The sequence below is a fragment of the Xanthomonas sp. PPL134 genome (assembly GCF_040595915.1).
GTDB lineage: Bacteria > Pseudomonadota > Gammaproteobacteria > Xanthomonadales > Xanthomonadaceae > Xanthomonas_A > Xanthomonas_A indica.
This window is the reverse complement of sequence record NZ_JAMDLL010000010.1, coordinates 70,438-95,615: the sequence shown is the minus strand read 5'-3', so window position 1 is coordinate 95,615 and position 25,178 is coordinate 70,438. Positions and strand designations below refer to the sequence as shown.

General features: G+C 70.0%; 26 protein-coding genes. 9 read left to right on the top strand and 17 right to left on the bottom strand.

The annotated features are described in order from the left end of the window. Nucleotides 1–50: 50 nt before the first annotated feature. The 6 genes from M3U25_RS16610 to M3U25_RS16585 all read right to left on the bottom strand — a co-directional run bounded on the left by M3U25_RS16610 (nucleotide 51) and on the right by M3U25_RS16585 (nucleotide 7,506). Nucleotides 51–530, bottom strand: a complete 480-nt coding sequence (locus M3U25_RS16610; protein WP_355502312.1) for a hypothetical protein — start codon at nucleotides 528–530, stop codon at nucleotides 51–53. Nucleotides 531–780: 250 nt separating this feature from the next. After that, a complete protein-coding gene (locus tag M3U25_RS16605; RefSeq protein WP_355502225.1) occupies nucleotides 781–1,686 on the bottom strand; it encodes an alpha/beta fold hydrolase in 906 nt (301 codons plus the stop codon). 88 nt (nucleotides 1,687–1,774) lie between these two features. Continuing rightward, nucleotides 1,775–2,947 carry a Fic family protein gene (locus tag M3U25_RS16600; RefSeq protein ID WP_355502222.1) on the bottom strand — a complete coding sequence of 391 codons (1,173 nt, stop codon included), beginning with the start codon at nucleotides 2,945–2,947 and terminating at the stop codon, nucleotides 1,775–1,777. Between the two features lie 120 nt (nucleotides 2,948–3,067). Then, on the bottom strand, nucleotides 3,068–4,084 hold the full coding sequence (locus M3U25_RS16595; RefSeq protein ID WP_242159273.1) for a 3-oxoacyl-ACP synthase III: 1,017 nt from the start codon (nucleotides 4,082–4,084) through the stop codon (nucleotides 3,068–3,070). 102 nt (nucleotides 4,085–4,186) lie between these two features. Then, nucleotides 4,187–4,504 carry a DUF4156 domain-containing protein gene (locus tag M3U25_RS16590; RefSeq protein ID WP_017907737.1) on the bottom strand — a complete coding sequence of 106 codons (318 nt, stop codon included), beginning with the start codon at nucleotides 4,502–4,504 and terminating at the stop codon, nucleotides 4,187–4,189. 125 nt (nucleotides 4,505–4,629) lie between these two features. Beyond that, nucleotides 4,630–7,506, bottom strand: a complete 2,877-nt coding sequence (locus M3U25_RS16585; RefSeq protein WP_355502218.1) for a pitrilysin family protein — start codon at nucleotides 7,504–7,506, stop codon at nucleotides 4,630–4,632. Nucleotides 7,507–7,920: 414 nt separating this feature from the next. On the opposite strand from M3U25_RS16585, the gene M3U25_RS16580 reads away from it, so the two are divergent. Both M3U25_RS16580 and trmL read left to right on the top strand, forming a co-directional pair. Beyond that, complete coding sequence (locus tag M3U25_RS16580; RefSeq protein ID WP_355502215.1) at nucleotides 7,921–8,397, top strand: hypothetical protein; 477 nt, start codon at nucleotides 7,921–7,923, stop codon at nucleotides 8,395–8,397. 41 nt (nucleotides 8,398–8,438) lie between these two features. Continuing rightward, on the top strand, nucleotides 8,439–8,918 hold the full coding sequence (trmL, locus tag M3U25_RS16575; RefSeq protein WP_355502212.1) for a tRNA (uridine(34)/cytosine(34)/5-carboxymethylaminomethyluridine(34)-2'-O)-methyltransferase TrmL: 480 nt from the start codon (nucleotides 8,439–8,441) through the stop codon (nucleotides 8,916–8,918). A 48-nt stretch (nucleotides 8,919–8,966) separates the two neighbouring features. On the opposite strand, the gene M3U25_RS16570 is transcribed toward trmL, so the two are convergent. After that, a complete protein-coding gene (locus M3U25_RS16570; protein ID WP_355502210.1) occupies nucleotides 8,967–9,671 on the bottom strand; it encodes a DUF1349 domain-containing protein in 705 nt (234 codons plus the stop codon). A 44-nt stretch (nucleotides 9,672–9,715) separates the two neighbouring features. Here M3U25_RS16570 and M3U25_RS16565 point away from each other — a divergent pair, with 44 nt between their 5' ends. Beyond that, a complete protein-coding gene (locus M3U25_RS16565) occupies nucleotides 9,716–10,363 on the top strand; it encodes a TetR family transcriptional regulator (RefSeq protein ID WP_355502207.1) in 648 nt (215 codons plus the stop codon). Nucleotides 10,364–10,739: 376 nt separating this feature from the next. Beyond that, nucleotides 10,740–11,312: an Ax21 family protein gene (locus M3U25_RS16560; protein WP_010340063.1), complete on the top strand. Its 573-nt coding sequence runs from the start codon at nucleotides 10,740–10,742 to the stop codon at nucleotides 11,310–11,312. A 176-nt stretch (nucleotides 11,313–11,488) separates the two neighbouring features. Here the strand turns inward: M3U25_RS16560 and M3U25_RS16555 are convergent, their stop codons facing one another. The 5 genes from M3U25_RS16555 to M3U25_RS16535 all read right to left on the bottom strand — a co-directional run bounded on the left by M3U25_RS16555 (nucleotide 11,489) and on the right by M3U25_RS16535 (nucleotide 14,563). After that, nucleotides 11,489–12,514 (bottom strand): NAD(P)H-dependent glycerol-3-phosphate dehydrogenase, encoded by a 1,026-nt coding sequence (locus M3U25_RS16555; protein WP_242159114.1) that lies wholly within the window; start codon nucleotides 12,512–12,514, stop codon nucleotides 11,489–11,491. Between the two features lie 18 nt (nucleotides 12,515–12,532). After that, nucleotides 12,533–13,051 (bottom strand): protein-export chaperone SecB, encoded by a 519-nt coding sequence (gene secB, locus M3U25_RS16550; RefSeq protein WP_160947900.1) that lies wholly within the window; start codon nucleotides 13,049–13,051, stop codon nucleotides 12,533–12,535. Nucleotides 13,052–13,139: 88 nt separating this feature from the next. Next, the gene (locus M3U25_RS16545; RefSeq protein WP_019797227.1) at nucleotides 13,140–13,574 is read right to left on the bottom strand and encodes a rhodanese-like domain-containing protein; all 435 of its coding nucleotides are present in this window, start codon (nucleotides 13,572–13,574) and stop codon (nucleotides 13,140–13,142) included. 53 nt (nucleotides 13,575–13,627) lie between these two features. Further along, nucleotides 13,628–14,047, bottom strand: coding sequence for a hypothetical protein (locus tag M3U25_RS16540; protein WP_242159113.1), 420 nt, complete (start codon nucleotides 14,045–14,047; stop codon nucleotides 13,628–13,630). Nucleotides 14,048–14,092: 45 nt separating this feature from the next. After that, nucleotides 14,093–14,563, bottom strand: coding sequence for a YiiD C-terminal domain-containing protein (locus M3U25_RS16535; RefSeq protein ID WP_242159112.1), 471 nt, complete (start codon nucleotides 14,561–14,563; stop codon nucleotides 14,093–14,095). Nucleotides 14,564–14,596: 33 nt separating this feature from the next. Between M3U25_RS16535 and M3U25_RS16530 the strand changes: the two genes are divergently transcribed. From M3U25_RS16530 to M3U25_RS16520, 3 genes are all read left to right on the top strand, one after another. Further along, nucleotides 14,597–15,379 (top strand): uroporphyrinogen-III synthase, encoded by a 783-nt coding sequence (locus M3U25_RS16530; protein ID WP_355502200.1) that lies wholly within the window; start codon nucleotides 14,597–14,599, stop codon nucleotides 15,377–15,379. Nucleotides 15,380–15,492: 113 nt separating this feature from the next. Further along, on the top strand, nucleotides 15,493–16,473 hold the full coding sequence (locus M3U25_RS16525) for a uroporphyrinogen-III C-methyltransferase (RefSeq protein ID WP_355502197.1): 981 nt from the start codon (nucleotides 15,493–15,495) through the stop codon (nucleotides 16,471–16,473). Continuing rightward, the gene (locus M3U25_RS16520; RefSeq protein WP_355502193.1) at nucleotides 16,470–17,738 is read left to right on the top strand and encodes a heme biosynthesis HemY N-terminal domain-containing protein; all 1,269 of its coding nucleotides are present in this window, start codon (nucleotides 16,470–16,472) and stop codon (nucleotides 17,736–17,738) included. The genes M3U25_RS16525 and M3U25_RS16520 overlap by 4 nt, the downstream gene beginning before the upstream one ends. 299 nt (nucleotides 17,739–18,037) lie before the next feature. On the opposite strand, the gene M3U25_RS16515 is transcribed toward M3U25_RS16520, so the two are convergent. Both M3U25_RS16515 and M3U25_RS16510 read right to left on the bottom strand, forming a co-directional pair. After that, the gene (locus tag M3U25_RS16515) at nucleotides 18,038–18,748 is read right to left on the bottom strand and encodes a hypothetical protein (RefSeq protein WP_355502190.1); all 711 of its coding nucleotides are present in this window, start codon (nucleotides 18,746–18,748) and stop codon (nucleotides 18,038–18,040) included. Between the two features lie 170 nt (nucleotides 18,749–18,918). After that, nucleotides 18,919–20,199, bottom strand: a complete 1,281-nt coding sequence (locus M3U25_RS16510; protein WP_355502187.1) for an acetyl-CoA C-acetyltransferase — start codon at nucleotides 20,197–20,199, stop codon at nucleotides 18,919–18,921. A gap of 105 nt (nucleotides 20,200–20,304) precedes the next feature. On the opposite strand from M3U25_RS16510, the gene M3U25_RS16505 reads away from it, so the two are divergent. Both M3U25_RS16505 and M3U25_RS16500 read left to right on the top strand, forming a co-directional pair. Next, nucleotides 20,305–21,192 carry a hypothetical protein gene (locus M3U25_RS16505; protein ID WP_355502184.1) on the top strand — a complete coding sequence of 296 codons (888 nt, stop codon included), beginning with the start codon at nucleotides 20,305–20,307 and terminating at the stop codon, nucleotides 21,190–21,192. A gap of 212 nt (nucleotides 21,193–21,404) precedes the next feature. Further along, a complete protein-coding gene (locus M3U25_RS16500) occupies nucleotides 21,405–21,971 on the top strand; it encodes an NADAR family protein (protein ID WP_355502181.1) in 567 nt (188 codons plus the stop codon). A 164-nt stretch (nucleotides 21,972–22,135) separates the two neighbouring features. Here M3U25_RS16500 and M3U25_RS16495 read toward each other — a convergent pair whose 3' ends face one another. The 3 genes from M3U25_RS16495 to ntrC form a co-directional block, all read right to left on the bottom strand. Continuing rightward, entirely contained in the window at nucleotides 22,136–22,762 is a 627-nt protein-coding gene (locus M3U25_RS16495; protein ID WP_242159105.1) for a superoxide dismutase family protein, read from the bottom strand. A gap of 78 nt (nucleotides 22,763–22,840) precedes the next feature. Beyond that, nucleotides 22,841–23,416 carry a superoxide dismutase family protein gene (locus M3U25_RS16490; RefSeq protein WP_355502177.1) on the bottom strand — a complete coding sequence of 192 codons (576 nt, stop codon included), beginning with the start codon at nucleotides 23,414–23,416 and terminating at the stop codon, nucleotides 22,841–22,843. Nucleotides 23,417–23,744: 328 nt separating this feature from the next. Next, on the bottom strand, nucleotides 23,745–25,175 hold the full coding sequence (gene ntrC, locus M3U25_RS16485; protein ID WP_355502174.1) for a nitrogen regulation protein NR(I): 1,431 nt from the start codon (nucleotides 25,173–25,175) through the stop codon (nucleotides 23,745–23,747). Nucleotides 25,176–25,178 lie beyond the last annotated feature (3 nt).

The window sequence follows — 25,178 nt, the reverse complement described above, 5'->3', positions numbered from 1 at the left end:
AGCATCCGGCGAGCGGCGCGACGCACGCGGCACCCGCGCGCCGCCTCGGCTCAGCGATGTTTCCAGGCAGTCGGTACCGGATTGGTCACCGTGTTCTTTTCCAGGGTGTAGGTGCCGTTCTGCTGGGCGATGGCCTCGCCGGTGTCGACGATCGCATTCTGGATGAAGACGTTCTTGTCCTCGCCGCGGATGAAGGTCAATTGGTGGAAGGCGGTCTTGTTGCCCCAGTCCTCGGACGGCAACGAGATGAAGCGGATCGTATAGGTCTGCTCGTCGAAACTGCCCTGCAGCACGTACACGCCGTAGTGGTTCTCGCCCTGCGAAATGATCTTGTACATGCCGTTGCTGTAGTAATAGATCTCCGCATCGGGGAACGGCTTCTTGTCGTACAGCTTGCGATAGTGCAGCACCTGCTTCCAGGTGGGTTGGCCGAATCCCACCGTCAGCGTCTTGCCGTCAGCGGACGTCGTCAGGTCCTCCGCATGCACGCCCGGCACGCTCATCGCCATCAGCAGCATCGCCATTGCCATCGCTTTCACTCTCGGTCTCCGGTCGGATTGCGTGCATCGTCCGCTTCGGCGCAACGTGCACGTCGGCGGCGACTGTACACAGCCGCACATGTTGCAGCACGGCAACCGGTAGCAGTTTGCATGCGCCCGTGTAGACGATCCACGGCGCAGCGGCGCCGTCATCGCGGCGCATGTCGCGGCAATGCTCTCCGCATCTGCTGCACGCCACTGCGGCGCACGGCTGCACGCCGGCACCCGCCGCGTAGCGTGCTCACGCCAGCGGATGCGCGTCCAGGAAGCGGCGGATCGCCGGCACCAGCACCTCGTGCTTGTCTTCCAGCACGTAGTGGTTGGCGTCCTCGAAGGCCATCACCTCGGCCTGCGGCAGCGCGCAGCGGAAGCCCTCCAAGAAATGATGGTCGAAGCAGATGTCGCGCAGGCCCCAGCCGATGAAGGCCGGTCGATCGGCGAACGAGGGCAACGCCTGCTCGGCCCGCGCCAGCAGCGACCAGGCCTTGTCCGCCGGCGACAGCGGGATGTCCTGCATGAAGCGGATGGTGGAGATGCGGTTGGCCCAGCTGTCGTACGGCGCCACGTAGGCGCGACGCACGTCGGCGGGCATGCGCCGCGACACGCCCAGCCACGACGCGCCCGAGGAGAACGCATTGAAGGTGCGGATGAACCATTCGCCCATGCGCCAATGCCGGCCCATCGCGATCTGCCACGGCATCGGCTTGGCCGCCGGCAGCGGGAACGCCGCGGTATTGGTGATGACCAGGCGCCGCACCTGCGCATGGTGCGACAGCGCCCAGCCGAAGCCGATCATGCCGCCCCAGTCGTGCACCGCCAGCGCCACCGGCCCGTCGATGCGCAGGTGCCGCAGCAGCGCGTCGAGGTCGTCCACGCGCGATTGCAGGGTGTAGTCGTAGCCCGGCCGCGCGCCCGGCGCATCGTCCGGCTTGTCCGACAGGCCCATGCCGATGTGGTCGGGCACGATGCAGCGGTAGCGATCCGACAATCCGCTCACCAGCGTGCGCCACAGATAGCTCCACGACGGATTGCCGTGCAGCATCACCACCACCTCGCCATCGCGCGGGCCCTCGTCGAGATAGGACATGTGCAGCCCCGGGCGAACCTGGAAGCGCTGCGGGGTGAAGGGGTAACCGGGGTAGTTCATGCGGGGGACCGATGCGATGTGGAGAGGAATGAGAACGGCGGCGCCGCGGCGCGTGGCGCATCGCCGTCGGCGTGCGGCACCGGAGGGCTCATAGTGGCTGCGCACCCTCGCTGAGGATGTCCAGATAGGCCTGATAGGCGAACACGCGGTGCCGCTGCTGTCCGGTGAGTTCGTTGACGATATCCAGATCCTGCAGGGTGCGGATGGCGGCACGGATCGTCGGTGCGCTGAGCGGCAAATGCGGCTGGACCTGCGGCACGCCGAGCAACACGCGACGGGCGAACTGCTCGAACACCAGGCCGACGTTGCCGGCGCGCGTTCCCAACCCGGCGATACGGGCACGGTCGGCCGCCAGCAGGGCCAGCAGGCGCTGCGCGGTGGTGACCGCCTGTTGCGCCGTGTCCGCCACGCCCTCGAGAAAAAAATCCAGCCAACCTTCCCAGTCGCCCTCGGTGCGCACCGCATTGAGGCGCTCGTAATAGCGCGCGCGATGACGCTTGAAGAACAGGCTCAGATACAGGCTGGGTGCGCGCAGCACACCTTCGTTGCACAGGATCAACGCGATCAGCAGCCGGCCCAACCTGCCGTTGCCGTCGCTGAAGGGGTGGATGGTTTCGAACTGCACATGCGCCAGAGCCGCCTTGACCAGCGGCGAGACATCGCGGTCCGGCGCGTGCAGGAAACGCTCGAAGGCAGTCAGCGCCGCATCCAGTGCCTCCGGCGGCGGCGGCACGAAATGCGCCAACGCCGGCGAGGCACCGCCGATCCAGACCTGGCCCGAACGGAACTCGCCCGGACGTTTGCCGGCACCACGCCCACCTTGCAGCAGCAGGGCGTGCATCTCGCGGATCAGGCGCAGCGACAGCGGGAAGTCGTCCTGGCGCAAGCGTCGCAACCCGTGGTTCAACGCGGCGACGTAATTGGAGACCTCCTCCACGTCGTCCTGGGGAACACCCGGCGCCTCGTCCAGCTCGAACAGCAGCAGGTCGGACAGCGACGACTGCGTGCCCTCGATCTGCGAGGACAGCACCGCTTCCTTGCGCACGTAGTGGTAGAGGAACAGCTCCGGGTCCGGCAGCATCAGGGTGATGCCATCCAGGCGACCCAACGCCTGGTCAGCCTGTTCCTTGCGCGCGATCAGCGGCGGCGCCGCCAACTGCAGCGGCGGCTCGGGCGGCAGCGGGTCAGGAACGAATGCCTGATAACGGCTGCCGGCCAGCGATCCGGGGACGTAGTGTCCGGTACAGCGTCGAAGCGACATCGGGCAATCCTTGCCGTGGCTGGGGAAGGCTCTTAGGAAAGAAATCTAACAAATTTCTTTCTAAACACCCAACTTGAGGCGCGCAAGGAAAATCCGCGCGCCTGCCCTGCGCCCTGTCGCTTACCAAACCACCTCGGCCATCGAGCAGTTCAGGCCCGAGCCGATGCCCATCAGCGCGATCCGGTCGCCCTTCTTCAGGCGGCCCAGCTCGCGCAGCTTGCTGAGCACGATCGGCACGCTGGCCGGGCCGATGTTGCCGTATTCGCCGAAGATGGTCATGACCTTCTTCTGGTCGATCCCGAAGCTCTTCATGAAGGCCTTGGTGTGCGGAAGGCTGACCTGGTGGATGACGAACTGGTCCAGTTCGTCCACGGCCCAACCCAGCGCCTGCCGGGCAGCGGCGAAGGTCTTCTGGCCCAGCTTGAGGCCTTCGATCAGCAGCATGCGGGTGTCGGTGACCATGCGGTCCATGTTGCCCCGGCACAGGGAGTTCCACTGCGTGGCCGAGCGGGTCACGCCACCGCGGTAGCGCGGCGCATCCGGTGCCAGGTCGGTACGCGCCATCACCATCGCCACGGCACCGCAACCCAGGGTCAGGGTCGCCATCTCGTCGCGGAAGGCGTCAGCGGTCAGGTCCTGCGAGGCCATCCGCTCCAGGGTCTTCTCGTACACCAGGTTGGCGGTCTCGCCATCGACCACCATCGCGTAGTCGATCTCGCCACGCTCGATCATCCGCGCCGCGATGTCCATGCCGTTGATGAAGGCCAGGCAGGCATTGGCGACGTCGAAGGTCATGCACTGCTCGCTCACGCCCAGGTTGCCGGCGACGATGCTGGCGGTGGACGGCTCCAGGTAATCGCGGCTGACCGAGGTGTTGACCAGCAGCCCGACCTGTCCAGCCTCGATGCCCGCATCGCTCATCGCCTTGCGCGCCGCCAGCGTCGCCACGTCGGAAGCCTGCAGGTCCTGGTCCCACATGCGCCGCGCGTGGACGCCGGCGATGTCGCCGAGCACGTCGGCACGGATCCGCAGCCGGTCCAAGGTAGGCTGCAGGCGCGCGTTGATCTGCTTGGAGGTCAGCGTGTGCGGCGCGTCGATATGCGCCAGTCCCGCGATCGAGACGTTGGTGAAGAGCATCGAGGTGTACGCCAGGGTCAGGCGAGGGGGCGCCAATTCTAGCGGTTACACCGTTTTACCGCATCTTTAACAAATCCCCGGAAAGCGTATGGTCTGAGCGGTTCAGCGACCGCCGCACTGGTAGGCGGTGAAGCGCTGGTCGCCGTCGACCGGGTCGCCCATCGCCTGCACGGTGTTGGCGCCCACGCCGGGCGCCTCGTTGCGGGCCAGGGTCTCCAGCTCTTCGCGGACCCGCAGCGGGTTGCGCTGGTAGAAGCCGACGCTGCTCTTCACCGACACCACCACCTCGCCGCGCTTCTCGCAACCGCTGGCGGCCTGCCCGGGCGGCAGCACCCGCACCCCTTTGCCTTCCGGCGCCATCGGCACCCAGGTGCAGCCGGCGAGCGTGGCGAGCAGGACGAAGGCGATCGGTAGACGCATGGAGGGGCCCGGTGGCAGGTGAATCCGGATTGTGCCGCAAAACGCTGAATCCGCCATGACACGGCCGGCGCGGTCGCCCGCCCTGCCACAGCGCGCGCCGGCGAGTGCCGACGCGCGTCGCCCGATCAGCGCGGCGCGGGGGCCGCCGCTGCACCGCCCTGCGGCACGCCATCGGCATCGATCACCGTGACCTCGCCCAACTTCAGCGCGCGCACCGGCGCCTCGATCTGCTTCAGGTCGCCCACCACCACCCAGGTCAGGCTGTTCGGATCGAGCATCGACGCCGCCTCGCGCACCTGCGCCGGGGTCATCGCCTCGATCTCCGCCTTGCGCTTGAACACGTAGTCGTCGGGACGGCCATAGCGGACGATGCCACCGATCGCGCCCATCACCGAACTGGCGGTCTCGTAGGCGCCGGGCAGGCTCAGGGTCTGGATGTTGCGGATGCGCGCCACCTCCTCCGCCGTCGGCGGCGCCTTGCCGTTGGCGAAGGCGCTGATCTCCTTGGCCATTTCCTGCAACGCGGGCGCGGTCTTGTCGATCTGCACCGGCGCCGAGGCGGTCCACGGCCGCTGGCCGAGCGCGCTGGCCGCGCCGCTGCGCGCGCCGTAGGACCAATGCTTGTTCTCGCGCAGATTCATGTTCAGGCGCGAGGTGAAATCGCCGCCGATCACGCCGTTGGCCATGTCGAAGCGGACCGACGCCGCATCGGTGGTCGGCGGCACCAGTTCCGAGGCGAACAGGTTGGCCTGCACCGCGCCGGGCTGGTCGATCAGGTACACGCGCGGCTTGGCCGGCCGCGCCACGCTGGCCGCGGCCGGCACCGACGGCGCCTGGCCCTCGCCCTTCCAGTCGCCGAACTGCGCGTCGAGCAGCGGCACGATCTCGCCCAGGGTGGTGTCGCCGACCACGATCAGGGTGGCGTTCTCCGGGCGTACCCAGTCGCGGTGGAAGTCGACCAGGTCCTCGCGCTGCAGCGCCGCGATCGCCGCCTCGGTGCCGGTGCCGCTGAACGGGATCGCATACGGATGGCCGGCGCCGTACAGCAGCGGCGGCAGTACCCGCATCGCCACGCCGTTGGGCTGCGCCTTCTCCTGGCGGATGCCGGCGATCCAACTGGCGCGGATCCGCTCGATCTCGTTCGGCGCAAAACGCGGCCGCCGCAGCATGTCCGCATACAGCGCCAGCGACGGCGCCAGGTTCTCCTTCAGCGCCGACAGATAGGCATTGCTGCCGTCCAGCGAAGCGCCGGCGGACAGCGACGCGCCCAGGGCATCGGCCGCATCGGCGAACGCCAGCGCATCGCGCTCGCCGGCACCCTCGTCGAGCATGCCCATGGCGAAACTGGCCGTGCCCGGCTTGCGCCCCTGGTCGGCGCTGTAGCCGCCGCGGAACTCGTAGCTGAACTGCACCACCGGCACGTCGTGGCGCTCGGCCAGGATCACCGTGCTGCCGTTCTTCAGCGTGGCGCGCTGCAGCGCCGGGAACTTCAGCTGCGGGAACTGGGTGGTCTTGGGCGGGCCGGCGCTGCGATCGACCACGCTGGGCAGGACGCGGTATTGGGGATCGACCGGCGGCGGGTTCAGCGGCGCCGGTTGCACCGTCGGTTCCTCGGCCAGGGCCACGCGTTCGCCCGGCTGGATCAGCAAGGTGTAGTCGCCCTTGCCCAGCCATTTGCGGCCGACCGCGGTGAGATCGCGCGGGCGGGTGGAGGCGATGGTCGCCAGCGAGGTGCGGAAGCAGCCGGGGTCGCCGGTGTACACCGCGCACTCGGCCAGCACGTCGGCCTTGCCGCCGAAGCCGCCGATGCGTTCGACGCCACGGATGAAGCCGGCGCGGAACGCGGTCTTGGCGCGCGCCAGTTCCGCCTTGTCCGGGCCCTTGTCCAGCAGCCTGCGCACTTCCTCGTCGATCGCCGCCTCGACCCTGGCCGGGTCCACGCCCTGCTTGACCATGGCGATGATGCCGAAGCCGGAGCCGAGCTGCGACGGCCACACCGAGGCACTGATCTGGTCGACCAGCTTGTCCTCGTGGACCAGGCGCCGATCCAGCCGCGAGGACTTGGCGCCGCCCAGCACCTGCGCCAGCAACTGCAGGCGGTCGACATCCTCGGTGCCGGTCTGGGCCACGTTCCAGACCCGGTAGATCCGCGTCTGCGGCACCTTGTCGGTCATGGTCTCGCGGGTGGACTGGCTGCGCTGGGCCACGTCGACCTTGGGCTGGGCCATGGTCGGGCCGGCAGGAATGTCGCCGAAGTAGCGCGCCACCGTCTCCTTGGCGGTGGCCACGTCGATGTCGCCGGCCAGCACCAGCACCGCGTTGTTGGGCCCGTACCAGGTGCGGAACCATTGCTTCACGTCGGCCAGCGAGGCCGCGTTGAGGTCGTTCATCGAGCCGATGACGGTGTGGTGGTACGGGTGGCCGGCCGGGTACAGCGCGCGGCTCAGCCGGCTCCAGGCCTGCCCGTATGGCTGGTTCTCGCCCTGGCGCTTCTCGTTCTGGACCACCCCGCGCTGTTCGTCCAGCGCGGCCTGGTCGATGGCGCCGAGCAGGTGGCCCATGCGGTCCGATTCCATCCACAGCGCCATGTCCAGCGCAGTGGTCGGCACGTTCTCGAAGTAATTGGTGCGGTCGCTGTTGGTGGTGCCGTTCTGGTCGGTGACGCCGACCTGCTTGAACGGCTCGAAGAACTCGCCGTGGTGGTTCTCGCTGCCCTGGAACATCAGGTGCTCGAACAGATGCGCGAACCCGGTGCGCCCGGCCGGCTCGTCCTTGGCACCGACGTGGTACCAGAGGTTGACCGCCACGATCGGCGCCTTGCGATCGGTGTGCACCACCACCCGCAGTCCGTTGGGCAGGGTGAATTGCGCATAGGCGATATCCACCGACGTGGCGGCGGCGGGCCTGGCCGCCGTCGAGGGCGGCGCATAGCTCAGTGCGCCGAGCGCGGCGGACAGGGCGAGGGCCAGCAGGGTGCCACGCGGGCGGGTCGAGACGGTCATGCGGATCCTTCTTCCTTGGGGCCGATGAAACAGCCGGTGAACGCCGATCGTACCGGGCGTCCCGCACGGCGCGTATTCCGCCGTTGTCGCTGAGGTCCTGCTTCGACGGCGTCGCGACCGCGCCGCCAGCGGGTCGACGGCCGCCACGACGGGCGCCGCGGTGTCCGTGTCCGGCGTACGCGAGCGCCCGGGTGTCCGCCCGCGGACACTCCAGAGAGATCAATTCCTCTTCAAATACAGATACTTGGAGTTGGCACGCAGCCTGCTTGAACACCCTCAAGCGCGAAAGCCGACGCCGCATTAGTGAATGCAAGCTTAATGAAACAACGCAACACGAAAAAGTTCTTGCAGCCCCTGATTAGGTGTACTACATTACTACCACACCACTGATCAACAACACCAACGAGGCCCGCCATGAAAACCACCACCCTGCTCCTGACCGCCGCCATCGCCGCCCTGTTCGCCGCCCCGTCCTTCGCCGCCACGCAGATCGCCACCCTGGACACCGTGCAGGTGCGTCCGTCGGCCGAACAGATCGCCCAGCGCAATGTCGAGCAGACCAGCGGCATCGCCACCCTCGCCGCCGTGCAGGTGCGTCCCTCCGCCGAGCAGATCGCCCAGCGAGAGGCCGAACTGTCCAGCCACATCGCAACTCTGGCCGCGGTGCAGGTGCGCCCGTCGGCCGAGCAGCTGGCCGAACGCGACATGGAACAGGCCGCCGGCCAGCACGTGGTGACCCTGGCCACCGTGCAGGTGCGTCCGGACGCGGACATGGGCAGCATGCTGGCGATCGGCGACGTGGTCGGCGAGACGCTGGACACCGCGATGCTGCAGCTGCAGCCGAGCCTGCAGAAGCTGGGCCAGGACCTGGCGGTCGGCCTGGTGCGCTGAACCCGCCCCAAGCCCGCCGCGCCGGCGCGTACACTGCGCCGATGATCGCCACCCCAACGCTGCACGTTCTGCTGTACCAGCCCGAGATTCCACCCAACACGGGCAACGTCATCCGCCTCTGCGCCAATACCGGCGCGCAATTGCACCTGATCGAGCCGCTGGGCTTCGACCTCGGCGACCGCCAGCTCAAGCGCGCCGGCCTGGACTACCACGAATACGCCCGACTGCAGGTCCACGCATCGCTGGAAGCGGCCCTGCAGGCCATCGCCCCCCGCCGCCTGTTCGCCCTCAGCACCCGCAGCAGCACCCGCTACGATACGCCCGCCTTCGCCGACGGCGACGCCTTCCTGTTTGGCCCGGAAACCCGCGGCCTGCCGGACGCCGTGCTGGAGCAGGTGTCCGACGCGCAGCGCCTGCGCCTGCCGATGCAGCCACACAACCGCAGCCTCAACCTGTCCAACGCGGTGGCGGTGGTCGTGTTCGAGGCCTGGCGGCAACTGGGATTCCCCGGCGCCGACTGAGCACCAGCGGCGCGCGCCGAGACGCGAACGCGAGGGCGTTAGCGCGGGTCAGGACAGGTCGTGCAGGTCCTTGCCGAGCACCGGCCCCAGGCTCCAATCGGAGAAGCGGACCTTCAATCCCTCGCGTTCCGGCGTGCACGTCATCGGGCCCACGAGGTAGGAGGACGCCACCGGAAACGGGCACAGCCGCACCAGCGGCCAGTACTTGCCGTCGCGCGAGACCTGCAGGCGCAACACGCCCTTGTCCACGGTGGCACGCATCCAGAAATCCGAGGCGTCGGCTTCGTACGGGCCGGTGGCCCAGTCCGAGCGGCCATCGGTCAACACGCTGCTGAGCATCGTCCGGCCGTCGCTCAGTTCGATGCCGGCCTTGACCCAACGGCGCGCGTCGATCCGGACCATGAGGCCGGCCTGATCGTAGAGCTGTTCGAAGTTCCCACGGATGCGCACCTGGCAAGTGAAGCGCGCGGGCGCGGCGATGCCGAGGAAATGTCCGCTGTCACGGGTGAACCCGTAGTGGGTTTCGCGCCAGAAATCGCCGCCCTTGTCGGTGACGACCTCGAGCACGCCGCCGCGCAGGAGCCGATGGACCTTGGGCGCGTTGAGCCAGGTGCCGGCCTCCCAACCGGACGCTGGCGCAGCGCGCGCGCCGACGGCAGGCGCCCCGGTGGCCAGCACGACTCCGCCGGCGGCGAGCCCGCCCAGGGTCGCGCGGCGACCGGTATCCACGTCCCGCTCCCCGGTATTGGCCATCGCCCTGCTCCTCGCGTCGCTGTTTCGGAGGCGCCATCGCGGCGATGGCCTTGGTCGACCTCATCGGCGAATTTGTACATCCGTACCAATTGAGGTGTCAACCGCGAACTGCGATCATCGGCGCTCGTCGAAAACAGCGTTGGGCAGGCATGAGCGGCAGGACCTGGCGGCAGGATCCGCACCGGAAGGACGCGATCGAGCAGGCCGCCCTGCGGGTGGTCCTGGACCACGGCGTCGCGGGCACCACCTTCCGCAAGGTCGCCGAGGAAGCCGGCGTTCCGCTCAGCGCCACCACCTACTACTTCAGCTCCATGCACGCGTTGCTGGTGGCCGCGTTCACCCGGTTTTCCCAGGAGGTATCCACCGACTTCGCCGCCGAAATCCGCGCCGCGCAGAGCCACGCGCAGGCCTTGGACGCGGTGGTGAACATCATCTTCGCCGAGGCAACGGCCTCGCCGCGGGTGCTGCTGCTGAGCTACGAGCTGTATGCCTTCGCCCGCCGGCATCCGGAGATGACCGCGATCATGCAGCAGTGGATGGCCAGGAGCCGGGCGGCGCTGGAAACGCATTTTTCCACCGTGGCGTCCGCCGCCATCGACGCCTTCATCGAAGGCGCGACGATCCACCGCTCGGTCGTGCCCATGGACAGGCAGCGCGTACGCGATGCGATCGAGAAACTCGCCGCGTTGTAGAGGACGACGGAGGCACGAGGGCATCCGCGCTCCCCCGACAACGCGAGGCACAGCTCCGGTGACCCCGGGCCTTCAGGGCCGGATCTTGCCGCACCGTGGCGTGCCCCAGCCAGGCCGCGCTGATCCGGCGCACCTGGACCACGTGCAGAACCACGCTGTGGATGAGGATCATCAACTGCCTGCCGGCAGCGCTCGCAGAGCGGTGTGAACTGCATCCCGGCAGCGCGCCGCCGTTCCTGAACAGGGCGTTTTATTTATGTACTAGTCAGTTCGGGATTCAGGGCGAGTTCGGGTCGCTAACGGATAATTTACATATCGGCAGCGAACGGCCCCACGCCTCAGCGCCGACAAAACCTAATAACGAAGGTACCCGATTATGAAGACCTCTCTGCTTGCTCTCGGCCTCCTGGCCACCCTGCCGTTCGCCGCTTCGGCTGCCGAAGGCCTTTCCTACAACTATGTCGAGGGCGGCTACGTCAAGACCGACGCCAGCGGCGGCGATGCCGACGGCTGGGCTGTCAAGGGTTCCTACGCGTTCCACCCGAACTTCAGCGTGTTCGGCGACTTCAACCGCCAGAAGACCGATTTCGGCGACGTGCGCGTTGACCAGTGGCGCATCGGCGCCGGTTACAACCACGAGATCGCGACCAGCACCGACCTGGTGACCCGCGTGGCCTACAACCGTTTCGACCCGGAATACGGCACCAAGTTCAACGGCTGGAGCGCCGAAGCGGGTATCCGCACCGCGTTCAACCCGTACCTGGAAGTCTATGCACTGGGCGGCTACGAAGACTACGCGAAGAAGGACGGCATCAATCCGGAAGGCCAGTTCTACGGCCGTCTGGGCGCCCAGGCCAAGCTGAACCAGAACTGGGGCCTGAGCGCCGACCTGAAGATGGACCGCCACGGCGACAAGGAATGGTTCGTCGGCCCGCGCTTCAGCTGGTAAGCGTTGCCTAGCGCCGCGCGCGTCGTCTCTCTCTCCCGCCGCGCGCGGCTCGGAAGGCCCGGTCCAACGACCGGGCTTTTTTTTGCCTGGCCGCGCCGGATACCAATGGCGCGCCGGCGTCGGAAACGAAAACGCCCGGCCAGGCCGGGCGTTCGCGTTTCCGGCAGCTGGCCGGATCAACTGAACAGGGTGGTCGGGTACTCGGGCTTCTGCTCGCGCGCCAGCAACTGCTGCAGGCCGACCGCCGGGGTCAGTTCGCCGTGCAGGACCGCGCGCACCGCGTTGGAGATCGGCAGGTCGATGCCGTGGCGCTCGGCCTGGCGCATCACCTCGTCGGCGGTCTGCACCGACTCGACCACCTGGCCGATCGCGCGGACCGCCTCCTGCAATGGCTGCCCACGGCCCAGCGCCAGGCCCAGCCGGCGGTTGCGCGACAGGTCGCCGGTACAGGTCAGCACCAGGTCGCCCAGCCCGGCCAGGCCCATCAGGGTTTCCGGCTTGGCGCCGATCGCCGCGGCCAGCCGCAGCATCTCGTTGAGGCCACGGGTGATCAGGCCGGCGCGGGCGTTGAGGCCCAGCTCCATGCCGTCGGCCACGCCGGTGGCCACCGCCAGCACGTTCTTCATCGCCCCGCCCAGTTCGGCGCCGACCATGTCGTCGCCGGTGTAGGCGCGGAAGGTCGGGCCGTGCATCGCGTCGGCGACCTGCTGCGCGAAGGCGGCATCGCCGTGCACGGTCACCGCGGTGGGCAGGTCCAGGGCCACTTCCTTGGCGAAGGACGGGCCGGTCACCACCGCCAGCGGGACGTCCTCGCCCAGGATCTCCTGTGCCACTTCGTGCAGGAAACGCCCCGACCCGGGCTCGAAGCCCTTGGTCGCCCAGGCCACGCCGGCCTGCGCCGGGCGCAGCGGCGCCAGCTGGCGCAGGGTGTCGGTGAACGCATGCGACGGCACCACCACCAGGATCCAGTCGGCACCGTCGATGGCCGCGGCCAGGTCGGTGGTGGCCTGCAGGCCCTCCGGCAGCGCGATCCCCGGCAGGTAGCGCGGGTTTTCGTGACGCTGCCCGATGGCCTCGGCGACCACGGCATCGCGCCCCCACAGCACGGTCGGATACCCGTGCCGTGCGGTCAGTGACGCCAGCGCCGTGCCCCAGGAGCCGGCGCCGAGAACGGCGATCTTCTTCTTGGCGTTATCGCGCATGCGCAACGGCGGACGCGCTCAGGCGTTGCCGGCCGGCTCCGAATCGGCCAGCGACTGGCCCTCGCCCTGCTGCGCGCGCTGGCGCAGGGTCTCGGCGTACAGGGCCTCGAAGTTGATCGGCTGCAGGAAGAACGGCGGGAAGCCGCCAGCCTGGATCAGGTCGCTGACCAGCGAACGCACGTACGGGAACAGGATGCTCGGGCACTGGGTGCCGAGCAGCACGTCCACCGCCTGCGGGTCCAGGCCGACCAGGCCGAACACGCCGGCCTGCTGCACTTCGGCCACGTAGGCGGTCTTGCCGCCGGCGGTGCAGGTCAGGGTCACGGCCAGCACCACTTCGAAGGCCTGCTCGTTGAGCTGCTGCACGCGCTGGTTGAGGTTGAGCTGCAGTTCCGGCTGCGCGTTGTCGTTGAACACCGACGGCGCGTTGGGGGACTCGAAGGACACGTCCTTGACGTAGATCTTCTCGATGGTGAAAGCGGGACCGGCCGCGGCTTCGGCCGGCGCCGCGGCGCCGTTGTTGGTGACGTCGGACATTGCTTGACTCCGGTGGATTCGGTAACAGAAAGAAACGGGATTATCACACGCCGGCCGCGCCCCTCGGGGGCCGGCCGGGCGCGGTGTCTCAGCGGCCCTTGACCAGCGGCAGCTCGGCCTGCTGCCAGGCGGCGATGCCGCCCTCCAGCACGTAGACCTGCTCGAAGCCGGCCTTCTTCAACTGCTTGGCGGCGCCGTCGGCGGTGGTGCCGGTACGGCAGACCAGCACCACCGGCTGCGCCTTGGCGTTGGCCACCAGCTTGTGCTCGGGGCCGAACTGGCTGGCGGTGGCGTTGCGGCTGCCGGCGATGTGGCCCTTCTCGAAATCGGCCGAGGCCGACAGGTCGACCAGCACCGCATTGCCGGCGTTGATCAGGCGGGTCAGCTCGGCCGGCCGCAGGCTCTTGTAGCCACGGAACAGGCGCGCCACTTCGGTGACGATCAGGGCGATGGTGAGGCCCACCAGGGCCAGGGCCAGCATCGGGTTGCGGCCGGCGAAGGCCAGCAGTTCTTCGAAGTTCACGGGACTCGGGGGCGGGAAGCGGGCGCCGATTGTCGCACAGCTCGGCGACCGCGCTACTGGCCGTTCCACAGGTCCGGCAGGCCGTCCTGCAGCCACCAGGTCTTGGCCTCGGGATCCCAGCGCCAGCGCTCGCGGTAGCGGACGATGCGCTCAGCCTGGGTATTGCGGTTGATCACGCCCAGCTCGATCTCGCGCAGCGCCTCGCCCTCGCCGACCGCGCCGCCGCCGACCTTGTAGGAGGAGACCTGGATCTGCCGGTAGCGCTCCAGCTGCAGATCGGTCAGCGGGTGCGCCTGGCGGTAGGCCGGATCCACCGCCTGCCAGGCGGTTTCGAACTCGCTCCAGCGCACCGCGGCGGCGTAGGCGGTCTGCAGGTCGTCGAGCTTGCGCTGTTGCGCGCGGCTGCCGGCCACGGCCGCGCCGGTCCAGCCCAGCAGCAACAGCAGCGCGAGCGCGCGGAACATCGAAGGCATGGCGGCGTCCAGGTGGCGGCGCGCGGGGCGCGCGATCCGCGCATCCTACCCTTTGGCGATGGCCACGAAGCGACCGCCCAGGGTCGCTGCCGCCGCCGCACCGGGCGCGCCGACCTGGGCCTGGATGCCGATGCGGGCGCGGCCGCGCTGACGGAAGGTGTGCACGAACACGTCCCAGTCGCCTTCCGTGTCGGCATTGGCCTGGGCGTGCAGATCGGCGTAGAGCGGCGCCAGGTAGCGCACCTGACTGTCGGCGACGTAGACATCGGCCTGCAGCCCGGCGCGGTGCAGCTCGCAGTTGACCAGCCCCCAGCCGGCCAGGGTCATCACCGATCCCAGGCTGCCGCCGAAGGCATTGCCCTTGTCGTTGATGTTGGCCGCCAGCGGCGCGACCACATGCAGGCGCCGGTCGGCATAGGCGTGCACGGCGACCTGCAGCGCCGCCACCGGCGGCATGGCCTGGAACTGGCGTTGCAGCTGCTGCAGGAACGCCTCGAAGGAAAGATCCGCTGCCATGGTGCGATTGTGCTGCCGGTGGGGGCTTGCATAATGCCTGGCATGAGCGCGCATGCAACCGCCGCCCCGGCCTGGACCCTGATCTCGCTGCGCCCGCAGGGCGAGCACGCACCGCTGCGGCGGGCCGCGGCGCGCTGCGGCGGGCGCGTGCTGGCGGTGTCGCCGTGGCGGCTGCGGTCGCGTGCCGATCCCGCCACGCGTGCGGCCCTGGCCGCGGCATTGGCCGCACCGCGGGTCATCGTCAGCAGCCCGGCGGCGGTGCGCGCGGCGGCGGCGCTGCAGCCACTGGCGGCACGCCCTGGGCAGTGCTGGCTGGCGGTGGGCGCGGGCACAGCCCACGCATTGCGCGAGCACGGCATCGCCGAGGTGGCGACGCCGGCGCGGATGGACAGCGACGGCCTGCTGGCGCTGCCGGAACTGGCCGCACCGGACCTGCCGGTGGGCCTGGTCACCGCGCCCGGTGGCCGCGGCCTGATCGCCGCGCACCTGCAGGCACGCGGCACCCCGCTGCTGCGCGCCGACGTGTATGTCCGCGAACCGGTGCCGTTGCGCCCGGCCGACCTCGCCCGCCTGCGTGCAGCGCCGCCCGGGGTGCTGGCCTTGAGCAGCGGCGAGGCGCTGCACCAGCTGCTGGCGCAGTTGCCCGACGAATTGGCACAGGCCTGGCGCATGCGCCCCGTCGTCGCCGCCAGCGCGCGTCTGGCGGCGCTGGCGAGAGACCTGGGATTTACCGAGGTGGTGCAGGCGGCCGGACCAATGCCGCAACAACTGGTGGCCACCGCGGTCGCGATCGTGACGCGCTCGCCACCTCGCTGAACGCGGGCCAGCGCCCGGGTTGCGGCCGCAGTGCCGCTCACGCCATGCTCCGGCGGTGCCGCGCCACCCGCCGCCTTGCTCGCGACGGGCGACGGCCCCCCAGGACGCTGCCGATGACCGACGAAATCCCGATCACGCCTCGCCGTTCCACACGCTGGATCTGGTTGCTGCTGGTACTCGCCACGCTGGCCGCGTTGGCGTTCGCCGGCTGGCGTGGCTGGGACTGGTGGCAGGCGCACAGCGCGCGCGAGCTGGCCCAGCAATCGGACCTGCAGCAGCAGTTGCAAGCGTTGCAGCAGGCCCAGGACAGCCTGCGTCGCGACCAGCGCGCCACCGCGCAGCGGCTGCAGGACGCGGCCAGCACCAACCGCGTGCTGCGCGACGAAATGCTCGGCCTGAGCCAGCGCAGCGCGCTGCTGGAAGCCAATGTCGCCAAGCTCGCCGATTCCAACCGCCACGGCGCGCAGGCGCTGCGCCTGGACGAGGTCGAGCTGCTGCTCAACCAGGGCCAGCAGCGCTTGCTGCTGGCTGGCGACGCGGTCGGCGCGCGCCGCGCCTACGCCCTGGCCAGCGGCGTGCTGGACGGCATCGACGATCCGCAGTTCCTCAACCTGCGCCAGGCGCTGCTGCAGGAACGCACCGCCCTGGATGCGCTGGGCGACGGCCCGCAGGCGCGCCTGGCGGCGCAACTGGATGCGTTTTCCGCCAGCCTCGCCGCCCTGCCGACGCAATTGCCGGAGAACGCGCAACAGCCGCTGTGGCAGCGCCTGCTGGCGCCGCTGGTGAAGATCCGTCCCTCGCAGGGCGGCGTGCTGGCCGCCGGATCGGAGCGCGTGGCCGCCCACGATGCGCTGCAGCTCGACCTGACCCTGGCGCGCGCGGCGCTGGAGCGCGGCGACACGCGCGGCTATCGCAGCGCACTGGCCGGCGCCGGGCGCTGGCTGTCGCGGCTGTGGCCGGAATCGCCGCAGTTGCGCGAACGCCGCGCCGCGCTGCGCACCCTGGCCAACGCCGATCTGCGCCCGACCATTCCCGAACTCGGAACCACCCTGCAGCAGTTGCGCGCGATGCGCGACGCAAGGAGCCCGTCATGAAATCGCTTCGTTCCCTGATCGTGCTGTTGATCGTCATCGCGCTGGGCGTGATCGGTGCGCAATGGCTGGGGCAGGACCAGGTCCGCCAACTGGGCGAGGTGATCGTGCGCGTCGGCGGCACCGACTACATCGCCTCGCTGCCGCAGGCCTCGCTGCTGCTGGTGATCGCGTTCCTGGCGCTGTGGCTGGTGTGGAACGTGCTCAGTTTCCCGTTCCGCGCCTGGGGCCGGCGCCGCCGCAAGCAGTCGCGCGCGCGCCTGCTCGACGGCCTGGCTGCCGCCCACGCCGGCCAGTGGACGCGGGCCGAGAAGCAACTCAACGCCGCCGCCGAAGATCCCGAGGTCAGCGCCATCGCGCTGATCGCCGCGGTGCGCGCGGCCGATGCGCGCGGCGACCGCGAATCGACCGAGCGCCACCTGCGGCGCCTGGCCGAACGCGATGCTGCCGCGCACGCGCTGCTGCAGGCCGAACTGCACCTGGAGCAGCAGCGCCCGGTCGATGCGATCAACGCGCTGGACGTGGCCGCGGCGCAGCCGCTGCCGCCGCGCGGGCTGTTGCTGCGCACCGAGGCGCTGGCCCGCATCGGCCGCGCCGGCGAGGCTTACGGCCAGCTCGGCGCGATCCGCCAGCAGCAGGCCTTGCCGCTGGAGGCGATCGCCACGCTGGAGACACGCCTGGCCGCGGCCTCGCTGGACCAGGCCGGCGATGCCAATGCCCTGGCCGAGCGCTGGGAAAGCCTGCCCAAGTCGCTGCGCAGCGAGCCGGCCGTCGTGGCCGCCTATGCGGTGCGCGCGGCGGCGCTGCGCTGGGACGATGCGGCGCTGCGCAGCCTGGAGCAGGCGCTGGACACGCGCTGGGACGAAGGCCTGGCCGCGCTGTACGGACGCCTGCCGGTGGAGAAGTACGATTCGCGTCGCGCCAGTGCACAGCGCTGGCTGCAGGCGCACCCGGACAGCCCGGCGCTGCTGCTAACCCTGGCGCGCCTGGCCCGGCACCAGCAGCAGTGGCCGCAGGCCGAGGAATTCCTGCATCGCGCGCTGGCGCTCGGCGCCGGTGCCGAGGCCTGGGAAGTGTTCGGCGACGGCCATGCCGACGCTGGCGACATGCTCGCGGCGCAGCGCTGCTACGCCAATGCGCTGCGCGTGCGGCGTGGCGAACCGGCGCAGCCGCTGCCCGAACCGGTCGCCCCGGTCACCCCGATCGCGCCGGATCCGGATGGCACCGAGCGCCGCGACGCGCATGGGTTTCCAAGACTGGAGGACTGAGTCCGGGACGAACGCGGGAGTAGGCGCGGCTTGGTGGCCCCTGTTTGGGCTCGGCCGCGACGCGCGATCGCGACTGCCCCACGTGGCTAACCGGCAGCGCCGATCGCCGGCTTTTGCCACGTTGCGCAGAATGCCGTTTGCCCCGTAGGAGCGGCTTCAGCCGCGACCGGGCATTCCCAGGAACCCCCGGTCGCGGCTGAAGCCGCTCCTACAGGATGCTTCCTGTCGTTGTCAGGGAGACGCTCAGAGCCTGCCCACGAGACAAGGTTACCTGGCGCTGATCCGCGGCGAAGCGCGTCTCAGGCATCACCGACGCAAGAGCACGCGCGCATCGCGCCGGGACCGCTGCGCGGCCGGCGAGATCCCGAAAGCCCGGCGGGATTCAGCGATGATCGTCGTGTGGCCGTGCCAGCCGCGCGGCGCTCACCGATCCGACGGTACCACTGACCTGTCCACCCGCTCAGCGCCGGCAGGCGCGACAGGAACTCTGGCGCCAGGCCCTTGTAGCGCGCATGGCGCTCGTCCATGCGCCGCGGCACCAGGATGCGCGCACCGAACATGCCCCAGATCAGCATGACCAGAAACACGGCGCCTCCCAACCAGAACCCGCCCTCGCCTCCGACGGCCAAACCCAGCAGCGGACCCACCAGGAAGGCACCGGCGCTCAGCAGGATGAAGCGGTTGCGCCGGCGGCGATGCGTCGCGCACATCCCGAGCACGTGGCTGCTGCGCTTGCGCGCGACCAGTGCCGCGATCGCATAGATCAGGATGCTCACCAGGATCAGCAGGTACCAGCCCGGGGCGTGCCAGTAGAACGTGCGCTTCTTCAGTTCGTCGGCACGCAGTGCCGCTCCGCACTTCACGCAATGCGGCGGGAACGGCGCGTCGCGCAGGCACAGCACCTCGTTGCCGTCGCGCCAGAGCGTCTCGCCAGGCAGTGGCGGCGGCAGGCCGGACGCGGTGGCGACGCTGGGCGCCTGGTACGGATTGAAACTGCCCTGCTCGGTCATGGCCTGCGCCCCCTGCGCGCCGTGTCGCCCGCGTGGTGCGGGGCGAATCGGCAGGCATGGTAGCGCGGCAGACGGGCGCCACGAGCGCCTTCGATCAGACGGCGCAAGCAGTGGGACTGCGGCCGAGGCCGGCGCGTGGGCGCATGCCCGCGCGCCGCCCGCGGACACGCTCAGCGTTCGACGATCGCCACCACGCCCATGCCGCCGGCGGTGCAGATCGAGATCAGCGCGCGGCCGCCGCCGCGTTCGACCAGCTGCTTGGCGACGGTGGCGACGATGCGCGCGCCGGTGGCGGCGAACGGATGGCCGGTGGCCAGCGACGAGCCCAGTGGATTGATCTTGGCCGGATCGATCTGCCCCAGCGGCGCGTCCAGGCCCAAGCGGGTGCGGCAGTAGTCCTCGCTCTCCCAGGCGCGCAGCGTGCACAGCACCTGCGCGGCGAAGGCCTCGTGGATCTCGTAGATATCGAAGTCCTGCAGGCGCAGGCCGTGGCGCTTGAGCATCTCCGGCACCGCGATGGTCGGTGCCATCAGCAGGCCTTCGCCGTGCACGAAATCCACCGCCGACACCTGCGCATCGCGCAGGTAGGCCATCGGCACGTGGCCATGCGCCTGCGCCCATTCCTCCGAGGCCAGCAGCACGGCGGCGGCGCCGTCGGTCAGCGGGGTCGAGTTGGCCGCGGTCAGGGTGCCGCGGCCGCTGACCTTGTCGAACGCCGGCTTCAGCGTGGCCAGCTTCTCCAGCGAGGTGTCCGCGCGCAGGATGTTGTCGCGCTCCACGCCGCGGAACGGCGCGATCAGGTCGGCGAAGAAGCCGCGCTCGTAGGCGGCGGCCAGCTTCTTGTGCGAGGACACCGCCCAGGCGTCCTGCGAATCGCGCGAGATGTTCCACTGCTTGGCCATGTCCTCGCAGTGGTCGCCCATGCTCTTGCCGGTGCGCGGCTCGGCCACGCCGGGGAATTCGGGCTTGAGTTCGGCGAACTTGAAGCCGCGGGTCAGCGCGCGCAGCTTGTCGCCGGCGCTCTTGGCGCGGTTGGCCGCCAGCAGCCGGGCGCGCAGCTTCTTGCCGTAGACGATCGGCACCTCGGAGGTGGTGTCCGAGCCGCCGCCGATGCCCGACTCGATCTGCCCCAGCGCGATCTTGTTGGCCACGGTGATGATGCTGTCCAGGCTGGTGCCGCAGGCGCGCTGCAGGGTGATGCCCGGGGTCAGCGGCGACAGCCCGGAGGACAGCGCGGCCTCGCGGCCCAGGTTCCAGTCGCTGGAATGCTTGATCACCGCGCCCATGGCCACTTCGCCCAGCTGCTGCCCGTGCAGCCCGTAACGCTCGACCAGCGCGCCCAGCGTGCGCACCGACATGCCGAGGTTCCCGACATCCGCATACGCCGTGTTCTGCCGGCAAAACGGAATGCGGACGCCGCCGAGAATGGCGACGGGACGGGCTGCTGGCATGGGATTACCTCGCGCGAGGGGAGTCGGGGACATGGCCTGCACGTTAGCGCAGGCATAATGAAGCGAGTGTAGCTATGCGCCCGCGACGGGCCAACCGCCAATCCCATGACCCAAGCCTTCGCCAACAGCCACGCCCGCGGGGTGATCGCCCTGGAACTGTCCTCCGGGCGCGAACCGGTGCATCCGGCGCTGCCGCACACGCAGGCCGCCGAGCTGGCCGAGAAGGTCGGCCGCGACCTGGCGCAGCTGGTACCGGCGGTGCGCGAGCTGGAGCTGAGCCTGGCCGGCGCGCATTTCGACCCGGCCGAAGCGCTGCGCCCGGGCTGGCCGCTGCACCGGCGCCTGGAGGAACTCGCGGCCCGCGCGCCCGGCCGCAATGACGGCCCGCGGCTGCTGGCCTTCGGCACCGATGCGGACGGCAGCGTGCCGCTGCCGTTCCAGGCCGATAGCGGCCTGCGCGGCGGCGCGCTGCGGATCGTGCCGTTCCTGCTCAGCGGCCCCGACGACACCGTGCAGGCGGTAGCTGCGGCGCTGGAAGAAGTGCTGCTGGCGCAGGGCATGGCCCAGGCCGACACCGCGCTGCTGGCGCAGCAGGGCTTCGGCGCGGAGATCGAACACGCCCGCTACCTGACCGGCAACGACCTGGCGGCGATGATGTCGATGCAGTACGACAACCAGGGCCTGGCGCCGCTGTGGCCGCTGATCGAGACGGCACTGCTGGCGCCGGACCAGGAGGAATGGCTGCAATCCCCGCCCGAGCCACTGCTGCGTTACCGCGACGGCGAGGTGCGCATGGCCCTGTTCGACCCGGCCAGCTGGTGCGCGCACTACGCCTACGACCGCCAGGACTGCGAGCGCCTGCAGCGGGTCTACGAGCAGTACCTGGCCCGGCAGCGGCAACTGGCCGCGGTGCTGGAGGCCCACGGCCTGCCGGTGCTGTACGTGCACTGCGAAAGCGGGCAGGACGCCAAGCAGGCGTTGCTGGCGGCCTGAGCCGCGTCGGCACCTCCACTGGCTGGTCACCGCCCGACCGGAGCAAGCGCGCCAGCGATGGCCTCCGGGCGCACGCGCGTTGCAGAGAGAATGCGATGCCGGGTGACGCGGCAACAGGCGGCCGCAACGGCATGTCGCAGCATCCGCGGCGCTGCCCTGGCACCGCGGGATTGCAGCAGTGCAGACGAACTTGATTTCCAGCGGGGACATCCATGCACACCGTGTTGACCGTGGAAGCGCTGTGCGCACGTCAGCAAGCGGGCGAACACCTCAAGTTCGTCCACTTCTGGGGGCATACGCCGAAACAGCCCGGCGCCATCGACCGCAGTTGCTTCAGCCAATGGTTCGAGGCGCCCTTCGTGCTCGATTCGGTGACTTACCCCACCGCCGAGCATTACATGATGGCCGGCAAGGCGCGGCTATTTGGCGATCACGCCGCCTGCGTCCGCATTCTGGCCGCAGCGCACCCGGGCGAGGTCAAGGCGATCGGGCGGGAGATCCAGGGTTTCGATGAATCCACCTGGCGCGACGCCCGCATGCAGTTGGTCATCGCGGGCAACCTGGGCAAGTTCGGCCAGCACGCGGCGCTGAAAACCTTCCTGCTCGGGACCGACGACAGGGTGCTGGTCGAAGCCAGTCCGGTCGACCGGATCTGGGGCATCGGCCTGGCGGCGGACGACCCGCGCGCCGCCGATCCCACGACGTGGCAGGGCGAGAATCTGCTGGGCTTCGCCCTGATGCAGGTCCGTCGGCAACTGGCGGAATCACAGCATCGCTGACCCCGACGCACGCCGCCGCTCTGCGGCATCCAGCCGCGACCCGGCGCGACTGGAGCCGTTCGCCGGATATCAGCGCCGATCAGGCACGTCCACATCCATGGAGCGGAAGACATGGCGGCGCCCGCAACGCGGACGCCGCCATGAGAACGTCATACGGCGGGCGCTTACTGCGCCGGCGCGGCCGCCGCGTCGCCCTTGATCACGCCGCACGCCAGACGGCCGCCGGCGTTGCCGGTGGGCTGGCTCTTGTAGTCGTCCGGGTCGGCGTGGACGATCACCGCGTGGTTGAGGATGTCGAAGCCGTCGCCCTTGCCGATGTTGACGTTGTTGGACACCGCCGCATCGATGGTCGCCTTGCCCTCGGCATCGGCCTTGAGGTTGGGCATGTCGCCGCCGTGGTGCGGATCGCTGCCGACCTGGCCGTGCTCGGTCTTGGCCGGGTTGAAATGGCCGCCGGCGCTGCTGCCGTCGGGCGCGCTGCAGTCGCCGAACTCATGGATGTGGAAGCCGTGCTCGCTGTTGGGCTTGAGCCCGGTGATGGTGCCGGTGACGTGCACGGCGCCGTCGACGGTGGTGAACTTGACCTCGCCGGCCACTTCGTTGCCCTGGGTCGGGCTGAGCGAGGCGCTGGCGCTGCCGGTGGCATTGGCGGCGGCCGGTGGCGCGCTGGCCGCGGGAGCGGCGGCAGGTTCCGGGGTCGGCGCCGGCGTGGCCGCCGGTTCCTCGCGCTTGCAGGCGCTCAGCGCCAGGGTGGTGGCCAGGAACAGCAGACTGGGAAGGGTACGACGCATGGGGTTCTCCTTCGTTGCAGAGCCGCGGAATGCGGACGGACCTCCCAGGCGGACCCGGGCGGAAGTAGCGATGCGGGGTCAGCGCAGCGGGCGGATCACGCCGCAGGCCACGCGCGCGCCGGCATTGCCGGCCGGTTGGCTGCGGTAGTCGTCCGGATCGGCATGCGCCACCAGCGCGCGGCCGACGATGTCGTTGGCCGCGCCGCCGCCGAGCACCACGCCGTGCAGCAGCACGTCGATCTGCGCGGTGCCGTCGGCATTGGCGTTGAGGTTGTCCATGTCGCCGGCGTGGTGCGGGCCGTTGCCGGCGCGGCCGTGCGGGGCACCGAGCGGGTTGAAGTGGCCGCCGGCGCTGCTGGCGTCGGCCGCGCTGCAGTCGCCGCGCTCGTGTACATGGAAGGCGAAGCTGCGGTTGGGCTGCAGGCCGCCGAGCGTGCCGGTGATGCGCACGCCGCCGGGCGCGGCGACCAGCGACAGCTTGCCGCTGACCAGGCTGCCGGAGGCCGGTGCCAATACGGCCTGCGCCTGCTGCACGGTGCTGGCGCTCGGCAACGGCGGGGCCTTGGGCGGCGGCGGCGGGGCCTTGGGCGGCGCGCTGCTGCACGCGGCCAGCATCAACAAGGCGCTCGCGGCGAGGGGCAATCCATAACGCATCGACATCGACTCCTGTGGCAGGGCGAAACTAGAGGGGCAGCCGTGCAGACCTCATGAAGGCGCACGGCGCGCAGTCTAACCGGCCGGGATTTGGGAGTCGGGAGTCGGGATGACCAGCCTGCGGCTGTCGAGAGCCGGGATTCGGGAGTCGGGATTGGGGATTTGGAGCGGCGATTTCCCATGCGCGGGCAGATGTCGCCCGCTGCATGGATGTGTGAAAGGGCATGACATCACAGGGCATTGCGCCCAATCTCATAGCGCTACGCTTTTGCGAATCCCCAATCCCGGCTCTCGACAGCCGCAGGCTGGCCATCCCGAATCACGAACTTCAGCGCCGCCGGCGCCCGGGCCCCAGCTTGCGGGTGACGGTGTTGCGGCCCACGCCCAGGCGGGCGGCGGCCTCGGCGCGGCGGCCCTGGGTGAAGCGCAGCGCCACTTCCAGCAGTGCCTTGTCGAAGCGCTCGCGGGCCTCGGCGTGCAGGCCTTCGGCGCCGTCGGACAGGCGCTGCTGCGCCCAGGCCGACAGCTGCGCGTCCCACTCGCCGCCGTCGCCGCTGCGCTCGCGGCGGCCGCCGCGCAGCAGGGCGGCCTCGACGTCGCCGGCGTCGATGATCTCCGCCGGCGCCAGCGCCGCCAGGCGCCAGCACACGTTCTCCAGCTCGCGCACGTTGCCCGGCCACGGATAGGCGCGCAGTGCGTCCAGCGCCGCCGGCGCCAGCCGCTTGGGCGGGGTGTCGAGCTTGCGCGCGGCCATCGCCAGGAAGTTCTCGGCCAGTTGCGGCACGTCGGCGCGGCGCTCGCGCAGCGGCGGCAACTGCAGCCGCACCACGTCCAGCCGGTGCAGCAGGTCGGCGCGGAAGCGGCCCTGTTCGACCAGCGCTTCCAGGTCCTGGTGGGTGGCGGCGATCACCCGCACGTCGACCCGGATCAGTTCGCGCCCGCCGACGCGGAAGAATTCGTTCTCGGCCAGCACGCGCAGCAGCCGGGTCTGCAGCGGCAGCGGCATGTCGCCGATCTCGTCGAGGAACAGGGTGCCGCCGTCGGCCTGTTCGAAGCGGCCGATGTGGCGGCGCTGGGCGCCGGTGAACGCGCCGGCCTCGTGGCCGAACAGTTCGCTCTCCAGCAGTTCGGCCGGGATGGCGGCGGTGTTGAGCGCGACGAACGGTTTGCGCGCGCGCGGCGACTCGGTGTGCAGCGCGTGCGCGACCAGTTCCTTGCCGGTGCCGGTCTCGCCGTTGATCAGCACCGACAGCGGCGCCTGCGCCAGCCGGCCGATGGCGCGGAACAGCGCGCGCATCGCCGGGGTGTCGCCGATCAGTTCGGTACTGCCCTGCCCGGCCGACGCCACTGCCGGCGTCGCGGCGATGGCGCTGCCGGCATCGGGCAGCGCGCGCGCGGCCAACGCCACCGCGTCGTCCAGGTCGAACGGCTTGGACAGGAACTCGTGGGCGCCGCCGCGGAAAGCGCCGGCGGTGCTGGCCACGTCGGTGTAGGCCGACATCACGATCACCGGCAGTTGCGGATGCGCGGCCTTGAGCTTGTCCAGCAGCACCAGGCCGTCGTCGCCGGGCATGCGCACGTCGGTGAACAGCAGGTCGGGCATGGGCCGCTGCGCCAGTGCCTGCAGCGCGGCGGCGGCACTGTCGAAGCCGTCCACGCTGTAGCCGGCGTCGCGCAGCGCGGTGGACAGCACGAAGCGCACCGAACGGTCATCGTCGACCACCCAGATACGTTGCATTCCTTGCAGGGAATCGGTCATCGC

Bases quoted from the DNA above. Each gene is read 5' to 3' on its own strand.
- M3U25_RS16525 (WP_355502197.1), top strand. From the start codon at position 15,493: ATGACCGACGAAATCCCGATCACGCCTCGCCGTTCCACACGCTGGATC.
- M3U25_RS16510 (WP_355502187.1), bottom strand. From the start codon at position 20,199: ATGCCAGCAGCCCGTCCCGTCGCCATTCTCGGCGGCGTCCGCATTCCG.
- secB (WP_160947900.1), bottom strand. From the start codon at position 13,051: ATGTCCGACGTCACCAACAACGGCGCCGCGGCGCCGGCCGAAGCCGCG.
- M3U25_RS16605 (WP_355502225.1), bottom strand. From the start codon at position 1,686: ATGAACTACCCCGGTTACCCCTTCACCCCGCAGCGCTTCCAGGTTCGC.
- M3U25_RS16560 (WP_010340063.1), top strand. From the start codon at position 10,740: ATGAAGACCTCTCTGCTTGCTCTCGGCCTCCTGGCCACCCTGCCGTTC.
- M3U25_RS16595 (WP_242159273.1), bottom strand. From the start codon at position 4,084: ATGCTCTTCACCAACGTCTCGATCGCGGGACTGGCGCATATCGACGCG.
- M3U25_RS16590 (WP_017907737.1), bottom strand. From the start codon at position 4,504: ATGCGTCTACCGATCGCCTTCGTCCTGCTCGCCACGCTCGCCGGCTGC.
- M3U25_RS16555 (WP_242159114.1), bottom strand. From the start codon at position 12,514: ATGCGCGATAACGCCAAGAAGAAGATCGCCGTTCTCGGCGCCGGCTCC.
- ntrC (WP_355502174.1), bottom strand. From the start codon at position 25,175: ATGACCGATTCCCTGCAAGGAATGCAACGTATCTGGGTGGTCGACGAT.
- M3U25_RS16600 (WP_355502222.1), bottom strand. From the start codon at position 2,947: ATGTCGCTTCGACGCTGTACCGGACACTACGTCCCCGGATCGCTGGCC.
- M3U25_RS16580 (WP_355502215.1), top strand. From the start codon at position 7,921: ATGAAAACCACCACCCTGCTCCTGACCGCCGCCATCGCCGCCCTGTTC.
- M3U25_RS16565 (WP_355502207.1), top strand. From the start codon at position 9,716: ATGGCCTTGGTCGACCTCATCGGCGAATTTGTACATCCGTACCAATTG.
- M3U25_RS16530 (WP_355502200.1), top strand. From the start codon at position 14,597: ATGCCTGGCATGAGCGCGCATGCAACCGCCGCCCCGGCCTGGACCCTG.
- trmL (WP_355502212.1), top strand. From the start codon at position 8,439: ATGATCGCCACCCCAACGCTGCACGTTCTGCTGTACCAGCCCGAGATT.
- M3U25_RS16570 (WP_355502210.1), bottom strand. From the start codon at position 9,671: ATGGCCAATACCGGGGAGCGGGACGTGGATACCGGTCGCCGCGCGACC.
- M3U25_RS16585 (WP_355502218.1), bottom strand. From the start codon at position 7,506: ATGACCGTCTCGACCCGCCCGCGTGGCACCCTGCTGGCCCTCGCCCTG.
- M3U25_RS16505 (WP_355502184.1), top strand. From the start codon at position 20,305: ATGACCCAAGCCTTCGCCAACAGCCACGCCCGCGGGGTGATCGCCCTG.
- M3U25_RS16495 (WP_242159105.1), bottom strand. From the start codon at position 22,762: ATGCGTCGTACCCTTCCCAGTCTGCTGTTCCTGGCCACCACCCTGGCG.
- M3U25_RS16515 (WP_355502190.1), bottom strand. From the start codon at position 18,748: ATGACCGAGCAGGGCAGTTTCAATCCGTACCAGGCGCCCAGCGTCGCC.
- M3U25_RS16535 (WP_242159112.1), bottom strand. From the start codon at position 14,563: ATGGCAGCGGATCTTTCCTTCGAGGCGTTCCTGCAGCAGCTGCAACGC.
- M3U25_RS16500 (WP_355502181.1), top strand. From the start codon at position 21,405: ATGCACACCGTGTTGACCGTGGAAGCGCTGTGCGCACGTCAGCAAGCG.
- M3U25_RS16610 (WP_355502312.1), bottom strand. From the start codon at position 530: ATGGCAATGGCGATGCTGCTGATGGCGATGAGCGTGCCGGGCGTGCAT.
- M3U25_RS16520 (WP_355502193.1), top strand. From the start codon at position 16,470: ATGAAATCGCTTCGTTCCCTGATCGTGCTGTTGATCGTCATCGCGCTG.
- M3U25_RS16540 (WP_242159113.1), bottom strand. From the start codon at position 14,047: ATGCCTTCGATGTTCCGCGCGCTCGCGCTGCTGTTGCTGCTGGGCTGG.
- M3U25_RS16490 (WP_355502177.1), bottom strand. From the start codon at position 23,416: ATGCGTTATGGATTGCCCCTCGCCGCGAGCGCCTTGTTGATGCTGGCC.